The 13,862-nt window shown below is 40.8% G+C and carries 22 protein-coding genes; 10 read left to right on the top strand and 12 right to left on the bottom strand.

The features are described from left to right. Nucleotides 1-211 precede the first annotated feature (211 nt). The 9 genes from HBL79_RS07625 to HBL79_RS07665 all read right to left on the bottom strand — a co-directional run bounded on the left by HBL79_RS07625 (nt 212) and on the right by HBL79_RS07665 (nt 5,781). Entirely contained in the window at nt 212-1,216 is a 1,005-nt protein-coding gene (locus HBL79_RS07625; protein ID WP_035689374.1) for a hypothetical protein, read from the bottom strand. Between the two features lie 244 nt (nt 1,217-1,460). Further along, a complete protein-coding gene (locus HBL79_RS07630; RefSeq protein WP_035689371.1) occupies nt 1,461-1,823 on the bottom strand; it encodes an antiterminator Q family protein in 363 nt (120 codons plus the stop codon). After that, nucleotides 1,823-2,173 (bottom strand): RusA family crossover junction endodeoxyribonuclease, encoded by a 351-nt coding sequence (locus HBL79_RS07635; protein ID WP_035689370.1) that lies wholly within the window; start codon nt 2,171-2,173, stop codon nt 1,823-1,825. Before HBL79_RS07635 ends, HBL79_RS07630 begins: the two co-directional genes overlap by 1 nt. After that, on the bottom strand, nt 2,170-2,502 hold the full coding sequence (locus tag HBL79_RS12365; protein WP_051128145.1) for an HNH endonuclease: 333 nt from the start codon (nt 2,500-2,502) through the stop codon (nt 2,170-2,172). Before HBL79_RS12365 ends, HBL79_RS07635 begins: the two co-directional genes overlap by 4 nt. Continuing rightward, the gene (locus tag HBL79_RS07645; protein WP_035689367.1) at nt 2,499-2,783 is read right to left on the bottom strand and encodes a DUF1364 domain-containing protein; all 285 of its coding nucleotides are present in this window, start codon (nt 2,781-2,783) and stop codon (nt 2,499-2,501) included. The genes HBL79_RS12365 and HBL79_RS07645 overlap by 4 nt, the downstream gene beginning before the upstream one ends. Further along, nucleotides 2,784-3,419, bottom strand: a complete 636-nt coding sequence (locus HBL79_RS07650) for a DUF1367 family protein (RefSeq protein ID WP_052716788.1) — start codon at nt 3,417-3,419, stop codon at nt 2,784-2,786. Nucleotides 3,420-3,527: 108 nt separating this feature from the next. After that, nucleotides 3,528-4,211: a replication protein P gene (locus HBL79_RS07655; RefSeq protein WP_017807330.1), complete on the bottom strand. Its 684-nt coding sequence runs from the start codon at nt 4,209-4,211 to the stop codon at nt 3,528-3,530. Then, complete coding sequence (locus HBL79_RS07660; RefSeq protein ID WP_035689420.1) at nt 4,208-5,014, bottom strand: helix-turn-helix domain-containing protein; 807 nt, start codon at nt 5,012-5,014, stop codon at nt 4,208-4,210. Before HBL79_RS07660 ends, HBL79_RS07655 begins: the two co-directional genes overlap by 4 nt. Next, nucleotides 5,011-5,781, bottom strand: coding sequence for a phage antirepressor KilAC domain-containing protein (locus tag HBL79_RS07665; RefSeq protein ID WP_035689423.1), 771 nt, complete (start codon nt 5,779-5,781; stop codon nt 5,011-5,013). The genes HBL79_RS07660 and HBL79_RS07665 overlap by 4 nt, the downstream gene beginning before the upstream one ends. Nucleotides 5,782-5,894: 113 nt before the next feature. On the opposite strand from HBL79_RS07665, the gene HBL79_RS07670 reads away from it, so the two are divergent. Further along, nucleotides 5,895-6,302 (top strand): hypothetical protein, encoded by a 408-nt coding sequence (locus HBL79_RS07670; RefSeq protein WP_046097546.1) that lies wholly within the window; start codon nt 5,895-5,897, stop codon nt 6,300-6,302. Between the two features lie 17 nt (nt 6,303-6,319). On the opposite strand, the gene HBL79_RS07675 is transcribed toward HBL79_RS07670, so the two are convergent. Beyond that, nucleotides 6,320-6,760 carry a YmfL family putative regulatory protein gene (locus tag HBL79_RS07675; protein WP_017806454.1) on the bottom strand — a complete coding sequence of 147 codons (441 nt, stop codon included), beginning with the start codon at nt 6,758-6,760 and terminating at the stop codon, nt 6,320-6,322. Nucleotides 6,761-6,808: 48 nt separating this feature from the next. Continuing rightward, nucleotides 6,809-7,030, bottom strand: coding sequence for a hypothetical protein (locus HBL79_RS07680; protein WP_046097532.1), 222 nt, complete (start codon nt 7,028-7,030; stop codon nt 6,809-6,811). A 99-nt stretch (nt 7,031-7,129) separates the two neighbouring features. Between HBL79_RS07680 and HBL79_RS07685 the strand changes: the two genes are divergently transcribed. The 3 genes from HBL79_RS07685 to HBL79_RS07695 all read left to right on the top strand — a co-directional run bounded on the left by HBL79_RS07685 (nt 7,130) and on the right by HBL79_RS07695 (nt 9,270). Then, nucleotides 7,130-7,795: a LexA family protein gene (locus tag HBL79_RS07685; RefSeq protein WP_046097547.1), complete on the top strand. Its 666-nt coding sequence runs from the start codon at nt 7,130-7,132 to the stop codon at nt 7,793-7,795. A 174-nt stretch (nt 7,796-7,969) separates the two neighbouring features. After that, nucleotides 7,970-8,509: a hypothetical protein gene (locus HBL79_RS07690; RefSeq protein ID WP_017807413.1), complete on the top strand. Its 540-nt coding sequence runs from the start codon at nt 7,970-7,972 to the stop codon at nt 8,507-8,509. After that, nucleotides 8,506-9,270 (top strand): DUF1828 domain-containing protein, encoded by a 765-nt coding sequence (locus HBL79_RS07695; RefSeq protein ID WP_017807412.1) that lies wholly within the window; start codon nt 8,506-8,508, stop codon nt 9,268-9,270. The genes HBL79_RS07690 and HBL79_RS07695 overlap by 4 nt, the downstream gene beginning before the upstream one ends. A 347-nt stretch (nt 9,271-9,617) precedes the next feature. Here HBL79_RS07695 and HBL79_RS07700 read toward each other — a convergent pair whose 3' ends face one another. After that, nucleotides 9,618-9,788, bottom strand: coding sequence for a YegP family protein (locus HBL79_RS07700; protein ID WP_017807323.1), 171 nt, complete (start codon nt 9,786-9,788; stop codon nt 9,618-9,620). A gap of 14 nt (nt 9,789-9,802) precedes the next feature. Here HBL79_RS07700 and HBL79_RS07705 point away from each other — a divergent pair, with 14 nt between their 5' ends. From HBL79_RS07705 to HBL79_RS07735, 6 genes are all read left to right on the top strand, one after another. Further along, nucleotides 9,803-10,024 (top strand): hypothetical protein, encoded by a 222-nt coding sequence (locus HBL79_RS07705; RefSeq protein ID WP_035689240.1) that lies wholly within the window; start codon nt 9,803-9,805, stop codon nt 10,022-10,024. 651 nt (nt 10,025-10,675) lie between these two features. Next, nucleotides 10,676-11,341 (top strand): bactofilin family protein, encoded by a 666-nt coding sequence (locus HBL79_RS07710; protein ID WP_035689268.1) that lies wholly within the window; start codon nt 10,676-10,678, stop codon nt 11,339-11,341. Nucleotides 11,342-11,434: 93 nt separating this feature from the next. Continuing rightward, nucleotides 11,435-11,743 carry a hypothetical protein gene (locus HBL79_RS07715; RefSeq protein ID WP_046097548.1) on the top strand — a complete coding sequence of 103 codons (309 nt, stop codon included), beginning with the start codon at nt 11,435-11,437 and terminating at the stop codon, nt 11,741-11,743. Nucleotides 11,744-11,764: 21 nt separating this feature from the next. Then, a complete protein-coding gene (locus HBL79_RS07720; protein WP_035689243.1) occupies nt 11,765-12,040 on the top strand; it encodes a hypothetical protein in 276 nt (91 codons plus the stop codon). Beyond that, nucleotides 12,030-12,704 (top strand): hypothetical protein, encoded by a 675-nt coding sequence (locus tag HBL79_RS07725; RefSeq protein WP_051128138.1) that lies wholly within the window; start codon nt 12,030-12,032, stop codon nt 12,702-12,704. Before HBL79_RS07720 ends, HBL79_RS07725 begins: the two co-directional genes overlap by 11 nt. After that, nucleotides 12,634-13,860, top strand: a complete 1,227-nt coding sequence (locus HBL79_RS07735) for a hypothetical protein (RefSeq protein WP_233570690.1) — start codon at nt 12,634-12,636, stop codon at nt 13,858-13,860. Before HBL79_RS07725 ends, HBL79_RS07735 begins: the two co-directional genes overlap by 71 nt. Nucleotides 13,861-13,862: the final 2 nt, after the last annotated feature.

Consider the following 13,862-nt stretch of genomic DNA (forward strand, 5'->3'; position numbering starts at 1 on the left):
TAATAGTAAAGTTTTCTTTATTTGTAAAGTTTTATTTTTAAAATAAACTTTATTTTTATTTTGATTGGTTGATTTTTAACCGATTGGATAAGGACGGAAAATAAAAAAGCCCCTAAATAGGGGCCGTGGGCTTATGAAAGAAAAGAGGGGATTTATTTAATGGGGTGAGATTGGGGGGGGAGAAAAGAAAACCGCCACTAGGGCGGTTTGTTTATTGCTCTATTCTAACAAATTGGCTTTTTGTGATTTTCCCATTTTCCTTAAGTTCTTCATAGGCAATCTTTACAAGGTTATTTGTACCTAAGGCATCTTTTAAGGCTGATAGTTCTTCGTCACTCATAAGAGTTAATGAGGTACTAAGCGTAAATTCGGTATCATCAGATTCCCTTATTACACTAACATCAATATCTGTTTCGATATATTGAGGAGCGTAAAGCTCAATACCTTTAATCATAAACCAATCAACTTTGGGGGTTTTTGTCCTGTGTTTAGAGGTTCGTTTTTTGTAGTCATCTAGTAATGTCCTATCTGCAGTAATCTGGTTTAATGTTGCTTGTTCCGCATTTGGGTCTTTTGCTACTTCTTTGAAGAATTGGGCTTGAGCTTGCTCAGAATGCAGTTCAATCTCATTTGAGATCTCAGTTTTGCCGCGTTCTTTTAGCAATTCGAAAGCTTGTTTATTTGTGTCTGAAAGTGCCGTAATTGCATTGTTAATTGTTGCTGCTGAAGTCGCCTGCTCAATAGCTTGGTTATCAAGCCATTTATAACCAAGCCCACCAATAATACCAAGAAAAGTGACTAAGACAGCTAATTTTTGCCAACCATTCATACCCACCATCCCATCTTTTATCACACTAAATATTCCGTTAGCAATTTGAGTGTTATCACTTTCACCTTCGGAAGAGCCTTCTTTAATTTTAAAGATTATATCAATATTTTTTCTATCCTCCAAAGTTAAACGCTGAAGATTGGAGGTTTCATATTTAATCAAGCAATAAGATTTTTGAATTTCTAAAATAAGTTCTGATAACGCATTAAGTAATGGCGTTGTCAGTGTCGATGAATAGGTACTTCCTTTTACATTAAAGAATAAATTGGGGTATCCATTAAATTCTATATTGGGAAGTTCAAAATCTTTACTGTTTAATTTTTGACCTTCATCAATGATAATGGAGGAAATATAATCTAAAAACTCAGTTTCATTTGTTATTACCATATGTTATTTTCCTTATTGAAAACTAACTTTTGGGGAACTCATTGAGATGATAAAGAAAAACCCATAACAACCGTACAGATAGTAAAAATGGTCTGTGAGCTGCTATGGGTTCCGTCATATTCTGTCTCAGGAACTGTGTCCCGGAATCAGCAGCAAAGAATCATAAAAATCGTTTCTAATCATTCTCTGCTTCTGTGCTGTATAATAGTGTCTAATTTTTTATTGTCAAGTAAAGTTTTTTCGTTTAGGCAATGAAAATACATTGATTTTCGGTTAGGAGGAGTTTTAGCGATTGCAATGCGGCATAAATGTATTTTTTCACGGTGCCGTCGCTGACGTCCATTTCTTGACAAATTTGATTAATACTTTTACCTGAAACAAAGCGGAGCATAAACGCTTGAAATAGTTCTGGGGTAACCGCTCGCATTTTGATTGTGCAAGCGTTGATTTTTAGTGCCGTATCATCATCAAGCACGGGAATGCCGTGGTGCCATTTTTCTGCTTCTTTTAAAAAGGGCTCAATAGCGGGGTAGCCTAAGCCGTGCCCTTCATTCGCCCATTTTCCGTAGCGTATTGCAGTGGTGTGGATGTCATCAATAGCTCGCATTATTTTACTCCTTCAATATGTACTTCAACTTTTCCCCCTTTCACTGGCTTAAGTTTTTCAGCCACCAATTTAACAATCAAACTGTCATCTTGGATCACCTCCGCTTTAACGAGGGCGTCGAGCAAGGCTTTAAAAATATTATCAATATCCCGCCTGCGGTTGTCGGGTGGGTAAATGCTAATATTTACCGCGACCTTTCCCGCAAAGTGCGGTGCGTTTTGGCTGAGGATTTTTACCGCTTGCTGATAGGCTTTGCCTTGTGTCGTCACATAATGCAGGCCTGATTTTGTGTGTTTCCAGTAATGATTGACCGTAGGCGGGTAAGGGAGAGTTAGGATTAGTTCGCTCATAACAACCCCACTGATTCCAATTCACGGTGGTAAGTCGATTTTTTCTTTATATTGCATACTGTTTGGGCTGAAACACCAAAAGTGCAACCAATATCTTTGTATTTACCTTCCGCAAAAAAGATTTCTTTTATTTGTTCTGCTTTAAGTTTCTTACTCCACTTATAATTTTTAAGAACGTGAATCATATGGTGATTATTTTCTTTCGCTGTTACCCATTCCAAGTTCATAACTAAATTATTATTTTTATCTCCATCTTTATGATTAACTTCTAAATGCTGTCTTTTACCAATTCCACGAATATAGTTATTTCTCCAACTCAAATTTGTCATAGCTTGCCTTCCATTCTAAGAATAGCCTGTGTTCTAAAAACCCCTTCCGCCAAAGCCAACCGTAATTCATCTCTTGAATAACTTGTTTTAACTCTGAAGTCGGCAGCATCGTGGCAACTGCTGCAAGCCCACGCACCGAAAATATCATCAGGCTTTTGACCTACACCATTAATCCCAGCCATACGATAATGTGCTAGGACCACCGTTTCAGGATTAAAATTGCAAATGCCTGGCAACCGCACTTGGCATTCACGTCCTTTGGCTTCTTTGCGTAAATTCATCTAACCTCCAAACGCTATCAACTGATTAATTTTGTTTTCCAATTCCCATTCATTTTGATAGATGTGACACAGGGTTTCATTCCAAATCACGCCATACACGCCTTTGTACACTTCATTAAATTTCTCCTGAGGTAGCCTATCAAAAGCGATTGACCAACGTATTTTGATTGTGCCTCCGTCTTGGTTTGGTTTAATGTCGTAAAACCCGGCTTTTTTCATCACGTGATCGAGATAGGCTTCAAGGGTTTTCATTCCTTCATAATCTAATTTTGCTTCACGGTTTGATCGCACTTTTGCTAATACTTTGTCGGCAATGGGTTTTGTAATGTTGGTATACAAATTCTCATCATTAGCCGCTATCGCAATTTCTTTTGCCACCGCTTGGGCAACCCATTCTTCCGCCTGAGTTAAAACGCTAAATTCTGGATGCCAATATTCAAAGCCTGCATCAAGCAAAGCAAAAAATTTCTTGTGATGCTGATAATTGCGATTATGAGATAACGGCACAATTTTCACCGCACTTCCTATAGGTAACGACTTCAACAAATTGCGATCGTAATCCGTTTCCGCCACAATCGCCCCGTTGGCGTATTTCACGGCGTGGATCTCAGTTTTGCGACGTGTTTTACTTGCCATACCCACCGCACTTCTTCACAAAATCTAACGTAACCGAACGCTGTAAGAGCCAGTCAAAAACATATTTCGGCGTGCACCACGTGTCTTTGTCGAATTGTTGTTCGGTCATCATTTCATCCCTAAAATCGCTTTGCATTTTTCAATGCCGTGTTGATTAATTTTTCTTTGCACTTCAGGCGGAACAAAGCTCGGTTTCGCTGGCAGGGTGATTTGCGGTTTAGGCAACGTTTCGCCCGCTTCCAAACGTGTTGCCATTGAGTCTAATGCTTCTCCCACCGCCTTTCTCAATTCTTTTTTTGTTGCCTCACGATTGTCGCAATACAAATCCGTCAGCAGCCAATATTCCGCATCGCTCTCAAATTGGAATTTGTGGATTTCCAGCATTCCGTAGCCTTGGAATTTCTTGAGTCGTTGGTAAAGCTCTTCTTCGTTCGGCAAACCTAACGCTTCAAAGCGATCTTGCTTGCACCAAGAAATAAACTTGCCCACACCGGGGAAATAATCATCAGGTTTCGACCGCACTTTACGCATTCCCGCACGAACTTGCTCAATGGTGCGAATATTGTTTTCCGCAAAGCCTAAAACCCAAGTGCGCTTGGTGATGGGTAGCTGCACTTCGTCAAATTGACCACGCATTGCTGGGCAAGCAGCGAATAATTGCGAAAAAATCTGATCAACCAATTTTTCAATCTCATTGGGCAAGCGTTGCGATTTTTGCTGTGGCTGGCTGGGAAATTTAGCTTGTCTTGCCATTGCGTTTTGCATTGTTTGCGGATTAACTTGTCTGATCACAGCATTCCTCTCCAACCTTCCTCGGTGTTCCATTCAATCGCATTCAATTCTGAAGCCGTTTTACGCTGTGGTTTTGAGTTGTTTTTCTTCACCGTGAGCTGATCCCATTTCTCCCGCAGCTTGGCAGGGCTAAGAATATTGGTTTTCCAGAACAAGTCTTGGTTTGCCCACTGAAACAGTCCGCAAATTTCCCTATGCGTTCGCTTATCACGCTCACGCATCAGGCGGATCTCATTCGCCCAGTTTTCGAAAGACGGCGTTTTGGTGTTGGGGTTAAGTTTTAGGATTAATCCAAAAATCCACTGTGCGGCAGTCATATCGTCATCGGAAAATTTAAACCGAGATTTTTTGCCCACGCTGCCGTCCGAAATTTTTTCGGACGAAGAAGTATGGTTAATTGACTGGTTAATAGAGTGACTGGTTCTGGGTGAAATATTTTCACTAGGGGTTGGTGAAATATTTTCACTAGGGTGGTGTAAATTTTTCACTACCCTTAGTGAATCATTTTCACTAGGTAGTGCAGAATTTTCACCATCTCGATCAAGGTGTAACACATATAAATTTGAGGTGTTACCCTCTGGTGTTTTGCGTGTTTTTTTCTCAACAAAGCCCGTTTCTATCAATGCCTCAATATGCGAGATCGCACTGCGACGGGTAATTTCACACTGATCCGCAATGTTTTGGTAAGACGGAAAACAAATGCCCTCATCATTAGCGTTGTCCGCTAATTTCAATAATACTAATTTGCGGGTAGGGTTACCCACTTTGCACTGCATTGCTTTAACCATTAGTAACATACTCATAGCATTAACTCCGAAGCATAACGTTGTGCGATCCACTCAATACCTTTGCCCGTTACTCGCGTTTGCGTGTAATTGTGATCGTGATCAGTTGTCCCCGTTTTCACGGTAAATAAACCTTGTTGCTGTTTATCTGCATAAGGTAAGAGGTTGCCAGATTGACGATATAACGCCTTATCTTCAATAAGGCGGATAATCATTGCTTTCTCCGGCATATTTAAAATTTTGGCGGTTTCTCGCAGGGATTTGCTTGTGCCAACGTCAACATAATGATCAACAAATGCTGCTTTAGGTTTTAGCTCCTTGTTTTCTAATGCAAGAGCTTGATTTTGTCGTTCTTTCTCAACCAACGCCTCTAATGCCTGCAAATAGTTTTGAGGCAAAAGTGCGGTGCTTTGTTGCTGATTTTCTAGTTCAAGCCAGCGATCAATAATTCGCTTACGCAGAATGACGTTATAACCAGAAATAACTGTTAACGTTGCAGATTTGTCTAAATAATAGATTGGATAGCGTTGATTATTTTGAGAATTAACTTCATACTGGCACACAACACCGCCAATGGGGGTATGTCCAAAAAGTTCTACACCCTCTTTCTCACTCCAATCAAGAGATTTAACATTGATACCTCGTTCTATTTGTAAAATAGCTCCAACATAAGCTCTAATATCTCTTAATACGTGGTTATGTTGTTTTCCGCATAACTCCGCAATTTCGCGACTGCTCATCGTAATACTTGATTTTTCTGTATTTATCGGTAATAATTCTGTCATCTATGTAGCTCCTTATAGCTCTTAATTGCCACCGCGGCAACGGTGGTTTTTTATTGCTTAAAATTTACTTTTTTCTTACAATCCGAATTATTTTTGCAGATAGTAGGTTCGCTATGGATATTTCCCCTATTTTCACGTCTGTCAAAACTACTCTTGATTTGCTCTCTGGTCTTGAAAGCAACGCTGTCTTGAATGAGAGAGTTGCTTTGCTCAAGGATCAAATTGAAATACTCAGATATGCTCACGAAACGGCTCAAAAAGAACTGTCCGAATATAAAGAAAAGTGTGCCGCACTTGAGAATGAAATAGCGAGTTATCGCCAAGCTGAACAATTTATCTTTGAACATGGTGCGGCGTTTAAAAAAACCTCTAGCGGGTACATCGAAGCGGTTTATTGCCCAAACTGTCTCACGGTCGCAGGAGGAAGTTTCAGCACATTCCCGTTTCAGTGTGGAAAATGTAAGTGGCGAAGCATGTTTAAGGTTTCTGAATTTAAAGGCATCTTTAAATCTCTGCCGTAAGCTCATTTTCTATCTCCCTATTGCTTATGAATAGCAATCGCCACTTCGATCGCTTTTGCCGTGGTCTGTTGTGATTTGTGCAATAACTTATGCAACACATCTTGCTCTTCCTGCGTCAGTACGCCGTCGCTCAAAAACTCGTTGAGCTTGGCAAATAAAATCCCACGCTCTGCCAGTTCTTGCAGTTGTAACTGCGATAGCTCGACTAAGTCAGTTTCGTTTTCGTTCGGTACAGCAAAACTCACCTTGCCTAAACGCCGATTGATTTCATCCGACCAATTACTTACGCCATATTCAAGCTCAATGGCAATCAATTCTTCGCAGGTGAAACGCTGTCCTTTGGTTTGATACAAGCGGTTATTCAATGCCTGTTCTGTCATTCCAAGAAAGCCTGCAACGGCTGCTTTTCCGCCTTGGCACTTTTCTATCATTTCAATAATCGTTTTCTTCATTGCCATAAATTCCTTGTGGATTTTGTGGTTTTGTTTTTGGGTGGGGTTGATAAATTATGGATTAGCTGGATTCGCTAGTCGCTTAATGTCGTCAGCCGTTATTTTATTATTGAGAGCATTAGCTAGTTTCTCTGCATATTGCGTTTCTCCCGTGTAATCTGTTCTTGGCAATGTATTTGAAGCTCGCCACTTATACACAGCCCGAGAAGTAATACCGCATAATTGAGCAACATTTGAAGCTCCAATATGGTCAATAATTTGTGTAAGTGTTTTCATAATTCCTCATAAAAATATGAACATTAAGTACATAATAAATCAGAACTGAAAGTACTTCAATATTTATTTATAATTGAACCAATGGTACGGAGATAAAAAATGATTACAGAAGAAAAATTCAGAGAGAATTTTGCTAAACGATTAGATCTTGCTTGTAAAGAAAAAGGTTTAGCAGAATGGGGGCGTGGTGCAGAAATTGCTAAAATCCTTGGAGTAACGCCTAAAGCGGTCAGTAAATGGTTTAGCGGAGAAACAACCCCCTCACCGAGTAAAACTTATGCTCTTGCCAAATATTTAGGAGTAACACCAGAATGGCTAACATTTGGCGATCAAAACGTTGTTCCTGCGAACGTTAAAAAATCCCACTCTTATCCCCTTATTAGTTCAATTCAAGCAGGAACGTGGACAGATGCGTGCGATTTTCACGATAGTATGGGTTATGACTATATTGACACAGAGATAGATGCAGGCGAAGACGCGTTCTTTTTGAGGATAAGCGGCTTATCGATGGAGCCTAAATTTAGCGAAGGGGATTTAGTGTTAATTGACATTCGCAAACGCCCTCACCCCGGTGACTTTGTAGCAGCCGTCAATGGAAACGGTGAAGCCACCTTAAAACGCTATCGTGAATTAGGTGAGATTTCCGAATCAGGTCATCCGCACTTTGAACTTGTTCCACTTAACCCTGATTTCCCAACCCTTAGCTCAATGAGACAAGATATCCGCATCATCGGCGTGGTGGTTGAGCATAGGAGTTATTTGTAACCACCAAACCAGTAATTGAATTTTATTGGGTGTGGCGGTTGAGCATAGGCTGGAGCTGTAACAATAGTCCACCAAAGCCAGAAGTTGAATTTTGTGGGCTAGGTAAAAGAACGAATAGAGCTTTGTAGCAACTAGAAGAGCGAATATCAATGATATAAAGTTTAAAGGAACGATATGGCAAGTATTGAAGATATTATTATTCCCCAGCAAGAAATCAATCATATCATGGCGATAGAAAAACAAATTCATTTTAAAGGAGCCACATGGGGGAAAAAACAAAAAACTCAGCCTTATCCTTATTGGCTTGAGTTAAAGCTTCCGTTCTTCGATAGTGATGGATTACCTATACCTCAGCTTAGGGCCTATTTTGCCTATCGTCCTGCTCGTAGAGAAAATTTAATGCCATCGATGAACTTTATTGCTTTTTATAAAAACAGACGGTTATTTGCTATTGATCAAGGTGAAAAGTTAGTTCATGTAAATAAAATAACTCATGTAAAGCCCATAGCCGAAAGCCGTATTTGTGGTGCTCACTACCACATTCTACACGGTAAAGAAAACCAAGAAACGGGCTATTTACTAGATGAAAAATATCAAAAATCAAATGATTTTTTTGAATTGATGTGCTATTTTCTAGCAAAATTTAATACTGTCGCAGTGGGGCAAATTCCTCACCCAATCTTATCAAACAACGGACAAATGGAGCTATTATGATATGCAGCACAGTCTTATCCAATCTAGGCTATGAATGTCATTCTATTGCCGATGATTTGATTTTAATTAATACCCCTTTCACTCTTGAAGATGGTAGCGTTATTCAGGCATACATTGAACAAGTGGGAGAAAATCGTTTTACTGTCACTGACGATGCTCAAACTTTGTGGGAAATGAACGCTCGAGGAATCAATCTAACCACTAACCGTATCGACCAAATAAAAAGCACGTTAAAACGTTACGGATTAAACTTGAACGATCGAGCGGAAATCAACACGACAACAAGCGGTGAAATGCTTACACATAATTTGCAACGCATCATTCAAGCGGCAATTATCACAGATACGCTTGCTATGGATTGGTACAACGTGCCAATAGATAAATTCGAGATGATGGTAAAGTCTGATTTTCGCCATCATCAATTCCCTCAAAATATCGGATTTGATGTGAAAAAATCAGGATTGAGCGGTCATCAAATTACAATCCCAATTTCATTAACCGGCGGAGAGCGACACACCAAACAGATTTTTACAACGAGTGTAAAAGCAAAAGGCAGTTGGAGCAGTGCTTATGGCGTTCTAGGTAAAATAATGGATCTGACCAATCCAACAGCACAAACAAATGATGAATCTTATGTGGTCATTGATGATAAAGCAGTAGGTGATCAATTAAATAAACTTATTCTGCTCTTTAATCAATCTCCGGCAAAGATTCTGCCTTATGATAAAAAAGATATTTGGCTTGAAAAACTCGCCGCTTAAAACATCAAACCGCCCCCACGGCGGTTTTCTTTTGCCTCAAATCCCTTAGAACCATTTTCGTGACACCACAAAAATGCTACTTCACTCAGATTTACCCCCCTGTTTTCTATTTTTTTATACTTTCTTGCTCAAAAAACAAGCAATCAAACAGATTTTTTGAAATTATTTTTCTTTATAAATCAACAATATGTGTACTTTTGGTACTTTTCTTTTTATGAGATGAACAAAAAGTTCTTTACATATATGAACCAATGGTACATAATACACCCATCAAAACGAAACAACGTTTAATGCTCTTTAACAATCAAGATGAAATAAAAAGCCCTGCGGTAACAGGGCTTGGATAATTAAACTTCGCGAACAGGTGTTTGTCGGTTAGTGTCCATAACAAGACCGATACAATGTAAGCAGTTTTGTTTGGTCGTATAACCTTCACTTTGAGCTATAGGTTCGTGATTGGCGGCTTTTAGTCGCCAATACCACTGACCATTAACACCTTTGAAAATTTCAAAATACATAGAGGTAACTCCTTATGCAAAACGAAATGAAACGCTACGCAATTTCTTATTTCTTCAAAGGAAAGAAGTGGTGTTCAGATGTCTACGCCAACTCGCTTGAAGAGGCACAAGAAAAAGTCAAAGCAATGTCCCAAGCAACTATTGATGGTGAACTTTACTGTTCAATATATGTTCCAGTCAAGCCACAATCACGCATTGCAAGGTTGCTTTTAAAGCTACTACATAAATTTAGCTAATTCAATATTTCATCTTGGTGATGATGCTCTTTAACAATTTAGATAAAACACCTTGTCGCCTGATGGTGAGTAGTTAGTCAAAGCGTGGAAGACCCTATAGCCCCACCGCTACAACAGCATTATGCCCAATAGGGGAAACAGACATAATCCGACAAGGTGTTTAGGTGAAAGCTGGTCGCACATAATAAGGTGCAAGGGAGTAGCCGAAAAGAACAGTAGGACTTTTTGATTATTTTTGACCGAACCGATGACTCGTAGTGAGGTTGAAAGGAATGTTGAAGCAAGGGCGAGGTAACTACCAAAGCGGAATTAACGAAAAAATAATCTAGCAAACGCGGCTATAAGGGCGTGACAGCTTGGAGAGACAGCTTTCTAGCAGGTTAAACCGACCGTAAGGTGCGGTTTCAGGCAACCGCGTAGCAAAAGCCTGATTAACCATTAATTTAGTCAGATTAACGGGGATTTTCAGAGGTGATAACAGTCTGCTACAAGACTGCACGAAACGATTTACAGCGTGAGCCGAATGACAAGGCGTGTCTCTTGCTGACTGTGGCAAGCCTAAATAATCACAGTCGCCCATTCAAAACCGCATTCTTAGCCACTCGTTTTTAGTCTTTTTTCCTCGTGGCTTTGAGTGTGGTTCTGAATGAGATGAGAAATAGGAGAAACTCAGTGAAAAAATATGAATTAACCGATGAATATATCGAGATCGGATTTGTAACTAAAATTAAACTCTATCGCATAAAAGCTTTAGTAGCAATCGCATCAATCGGCGTTAGTGCTGGTGATTTGGGTGGATATGTCGAGAAAGAGTCAAACTTAGATCAGAGTGGTAATGCCTGGGTGTACGGTGATGCCAAGGTGTACGGCGATGCCGTGGTGTACGGTGATGCCGTGGTGTCCGGTGATGCCGTGGTGTCCGGTGATGCCGAGGTGTACGGTAATGCCAAGGTGTATGGCGATGCCGTGGTGTACGGTAATGCCAAGGTGTACGGTAATGCCGTGGTGTGCGGTGATGCCGTGGTGTACGGTAATGCCGTGGTGTGCGGTGATGCCAAGGTGTACGGTAATGCCGTGGTGTGCGGTGATGCCAAAGTGTCCGAGAGATCTGATATTGTATGGTTTTCGAATGTTGGTACGGAGTACGGAACATTAACCGTATTTAAAACTAAGCAAGGAGTATTGTGGGCTACTAGAGGATGTTTTAGTGGCTCTGTTGAGGAGTTTTTGAAAAAATCCGCGGAAGTTCACGATGAAAAAACGAAAAGAGAATATCAACTCTTGATCGAAGTGGCTAAATCCAGATTAGGTGAATAATACGCCCACACGGAAGGCGTTAAACCCGTGCAGACATAAATACTCCTAAGTTTGCCCACTGTAACAGGTGGGCTTTTTTATAGGTACAAAAAAATGAAAATTTTTATTAATTTAACCGCAAAAGAAGCAACACCAGAGCAAAAATCTGCTGGTGTTATTGATGTCGATCCAGCGTTACGCCATCAATTCAACCGAGCATTAACCTTCTTCAGCCAGCCGAGCAAAGCATTGATTGAAGAGCGTGCCGCCTATCTAACCACAATGGCGGCACAACTTAATGCCGATTATGTGTTGGTTGATGCACCTCTGTTTTTAATTTCAACCCTTGAAAGCAAACTCAAAGCAAGAGGCATTCAGCCCGTTTATTCCCTCTATCCCTATAGTGGATTTGTTGAAGTTTAGCCTGCACAGAGGAAACAAAAAATGCACGACCTTATCAAACACACAATACAAACCCTACTCTTTCTTGTTGCCACTATCGTTGTGCTTAGCCTTGCCGAAGCCTACGCACAAACAGCGGAAGATTACTACGCAATGCAAGGTTTCAGCACTGAACAACTCGCCGAAATGGAACGCCAAGCCAACCTTGAGTGGCAACAAGAACAAGGCGACTTACAGCCCAATTTAACCGTTGAGGCTGAAAAATACCTCAAAAATTACACCGCACTTTTGCAGGAGGCGTTAGACAATGGCAAGTAAAAAACGCAAGTATCTTTACAAACTCATTCAAGACCCTGTTTCATTTTATTGGCACGGTGAATGTTGGATTAATGACAAATTATGGAAAGCCACATTAAAAATGGTGAATCAAAAAGTGGCAATCAACCGTCTAAATAAAATTATTGATAGCTACAACTTACAACATTCAGGAGCGGTGAAAACCTCAACGGTTATTCCAAACTTCGACCTTGAAAAAACTTCTCCTTATCAAGTTATTCTGCCCGCAATACCTGATGATAAATGGCGAACTGCCACACCAAAGCCCAAAAATACGCCTGAGTTGCCCGTTATTCCAATGCGAAAAGAAGAACCCACACAGACAAAGGAAGCCACAATGAACACCGAAAGCCCACAAGAAATCCAAACCGTAACGATTAAAACCCAACGTAAAAAAGTCACGCCACGCAAGCCGTTTACGCCTTATGGCTTGAATGGTTATCTCGTGGACAAAAACGGCAAAGTACGGCTAATGCTTGACCGCAAAGCCAACGCCCAAACCATCACGCTTGAACCTGAAATGTTCGCAATGCTTGCGGATATGGTCAAGGCGACACAAGCACAGGAGAGGAACAATGAATTACCTACAAATCGCACAAGCCTACGATCGCCAAAGCGAACGATTGTTAGAAGCCCATTACGCTGAAGATGGCTTTGAAGAACGGTTACAAGCAGAAATCCAACGCATTGACGAGCAAATCAGAAAGGGCGATGAAACGCTCTTTGACGAGTTCACCCAAACCCTGTGCGACAACGATTTATTTTGGCTTGCCGTAGGAAGCGGAGCGGATTACCTCCCCTACCGACAACAAACCATCGAGAAATTAGCCAAGCAAAAAAATCATTCAGAGGATTTAATAATGGAATTCAATTTAATTTTATCCACCGAAAGCAAAGTGCTTTCAACCAACATTTCCACCTTCCAACAACAAGCCGAAAACTATCTTGCCGGGCTTAGCAACAGATTTGAAACGGATGACGACTTCGCCCAAGCAAAGCAAGACATTAAAGATTTAACCGAGCTAGAAAAACGCACTAAAGAAGCCATTGCCAATGCTCAAAATGGCGAAATTAAACAGCTTATTGAACAGGCTCAAGCGATGGCAGAACGTTTCCGCCAAGCTCGTTTAGAGCGTGAAAAGCTGGTGAAAACCAAAGAAGCGGAAATCAAAGCGAGCATTGTTAATGACGCATTTGAGCGACTTGCCGTCATTAAATCAGGCTTTGAAAATGATGTGTGCATTGCACTTGAACAGGTTATCTCAAAAGCCACGATTAAAAAACGCTTAGACGAAGCAACCAAACGCCGTAGCACCCTTGCTACTCTCACGAAAGCTGTAAATGCCGAAGAAACCCTTATCGGGGCAGAAATTGCAGCAGAAGCCGCACGCCTTTCAGCGCGCCGCAAGCTAATCCCTATCTCTTATGAGTATCTCTTTAAGGATTGGCTCAACCTGATTACTGGTGATGACGACCTTGAACCTATCATTCAAGCACGCATTGCTGATGAAGAAAAACGTGAAGCGAAAATCAAAGCCAAAGCGGAGCAAGAGGCAAAAGCTCGCGCAGAAGCGAAAGCAAACCTTAACGCATTACAAACCAACGAGAAAACAGAAACCAATGAAAACACGGCGCATATTGAACCGCAAACGCCAACACAAGAAACGGCAGCAACGGCAACGCAATTTATTCTCAAAATCCCAGCTCAAGAAATCCCATTTACAGGAACGCTTGAACAATTAAGAGAATATTTCGCTCCAGTGAAAGCGTTGGGAATTACTGCAACGATTGTTAAACAATAAGG

The organism is Avibacterium paragallinarum (genome assembly GCF_011765605.1).
Taxonomy (GTDB): domain Bacteria; phylum Pseudomonadota; class Gammaproteobacteria; order Enterobacterales; family Pasteurellaceae; genus Avibacterium; species Avibacterium paragallinarum.

Excerpts from the sequence above, each read along its gene's own strand:
- HBL79_RS07625 (WP_035689374.1), bottom strand. The coding sequence starts at position 1,216 with ATGGTAATAACAAATGAAACTGAGTTTTTAGATTATATTTCCTCCATT.
- HBL79_RS07630 (WP_035689371.1), bottom strand. The coding sequence starts at position 1,823 with ATGCGAGCTATTGATGACATCCACACCACTGCAATACGCTACGGAAAA.
- HBL79_RS07635 (WP_035689370.1), bottom strand. The coding sequence starts at position 2,173 with ATGAGCGAACTAATCCTAACTCTCCCTTACCCGCCTACGGTCAATCAT.
- HBL79_RS12365 (WP_051128145.1), bottom strand. The coding sequence starts at position 2,502 with ATGACAAATTTGAGTTGGAGAAATAACTATATTCGTGGAATTGGTAAA.
- HBL79_RS07645 (WP_035689367.1), bottom strand. The coding sequence starts at position 2,783 with ATGAATTTACGCAAAGAAGCCAAAGGACGTGAATGCCAAGTGCGGTTG.
- HBL79_RS07650 (WP_052716788.1), bottom strand. The coding sequence starts at position 3,419 with ATGGCAAGTAAAACACGTCGCAAAACTGAGATCCACGCCGTGAAATAC.
- HBL79_RS07660 (WP_035689420.1), bottom strand. The coding sequence starts at position 5,014 with ATGAGTATGTTACTAATGGTTAAAGCAATGCAGTGCAAAGTGGGTAAC.
- HBL79_RS07665 (WP_035689423.1), bottom strand. The coding sequence starts at position 5,781 with ATGACAGAATTATTACCGATAAATACAGAAAAATCAAGTATTACGATG.
- HBL79_RS07670 (WP_046097546.1), top strand. The coding sequence starts at position 5,895 with ATGGATATTTCCCCTATTTTCACGTCTGTCAAAACTACTCTTGATTTG.
- HBL79_RS07675 (WP_017806454.1), bottom strand. The coding sequence starts at position 6,760 with ATGGCAATGAAGAAAACGATTATTGAAATGATAGAAAAGTGCCAAGGC.
- HBL79_RS07680 (WP_046097532.1), bottom strand. The coding sequence starts at position 7,030 with ATGAAAACACTTACACAAATTATTGACCATATTGGAGCTTCAAATGTT.
- HBL79_RS07685 (WP_046097547.1), top strand. The coding sequence starts at position 7,130 with ATGATTACAGAAGAAAAATTCAGAGAGAATTTTGCTAAACGATTAGAT.
- HBL79_RS07690 (WP_017807413.1), top strand. The coding sequence starts at position 7,970 with ATGGCAAGTATTGAAGATATTATTATTCCCCAGCAAGAAATCAATCAT.
- HBL79_RS07695 (WP_017807412.1), top strand. The coding sequence starts at position 8,506 with ATGATATGCAGCACAGTCTTATCCAATCTAGGCTATGAATGTCATTCT.
- HBL79_RS07700 (WP_017807323.1), bottom strand. The coding sequence starts at position 9,788 with ATGTATTTTGAAATTTTCAAAGGTGTTAATGGTCAGTGGTATTGGCGA.
- HBL79_RS07705 (WP_035689240.1), top strand. The coding sequence starts at position 9,803 with ATGCAAAACGAAATGAAACGCTACGCAATTTCTTATTTCTTCAAAGGA.
- HBL79_RS07710 (WP_035689268.1), top strand. The coding sequence starts at position 10,676 with ATGAGAAATAGGAGAAACTCAGTGAAAAAATATGAATTAACCGATGAA.
- HBL79_RS07715 (WP_046097548.1), top strand. The coding sequence starts at position 11,435 with ATGAAAATTTTTATTAATTTAACCGCAAAAGAAGCAACACCAGAGCAA.
- HBL79_RS07720 (WP_035689243.1), top strand. The coding sequence starts at position 11,765 with ATGCACGACCTTATCAAACACACAATACAAACCCTACTCTTTCTTGTT.
- HBL79_RS07725 (WP_051128138.1), top strand. The coding sequence starts at position 12,030 with ATGGCAAGTAAAAAACGCAAGTATCTTTACAAACTCATTCAAGACCCT.
- HBL79_RS07735 (WP_233570690.1), top strand. The coding sequence starts at position 12,634 with ATGAATTACCTACAAATCGCACAAGCCTACGATCGCCAAAGCGAACGA.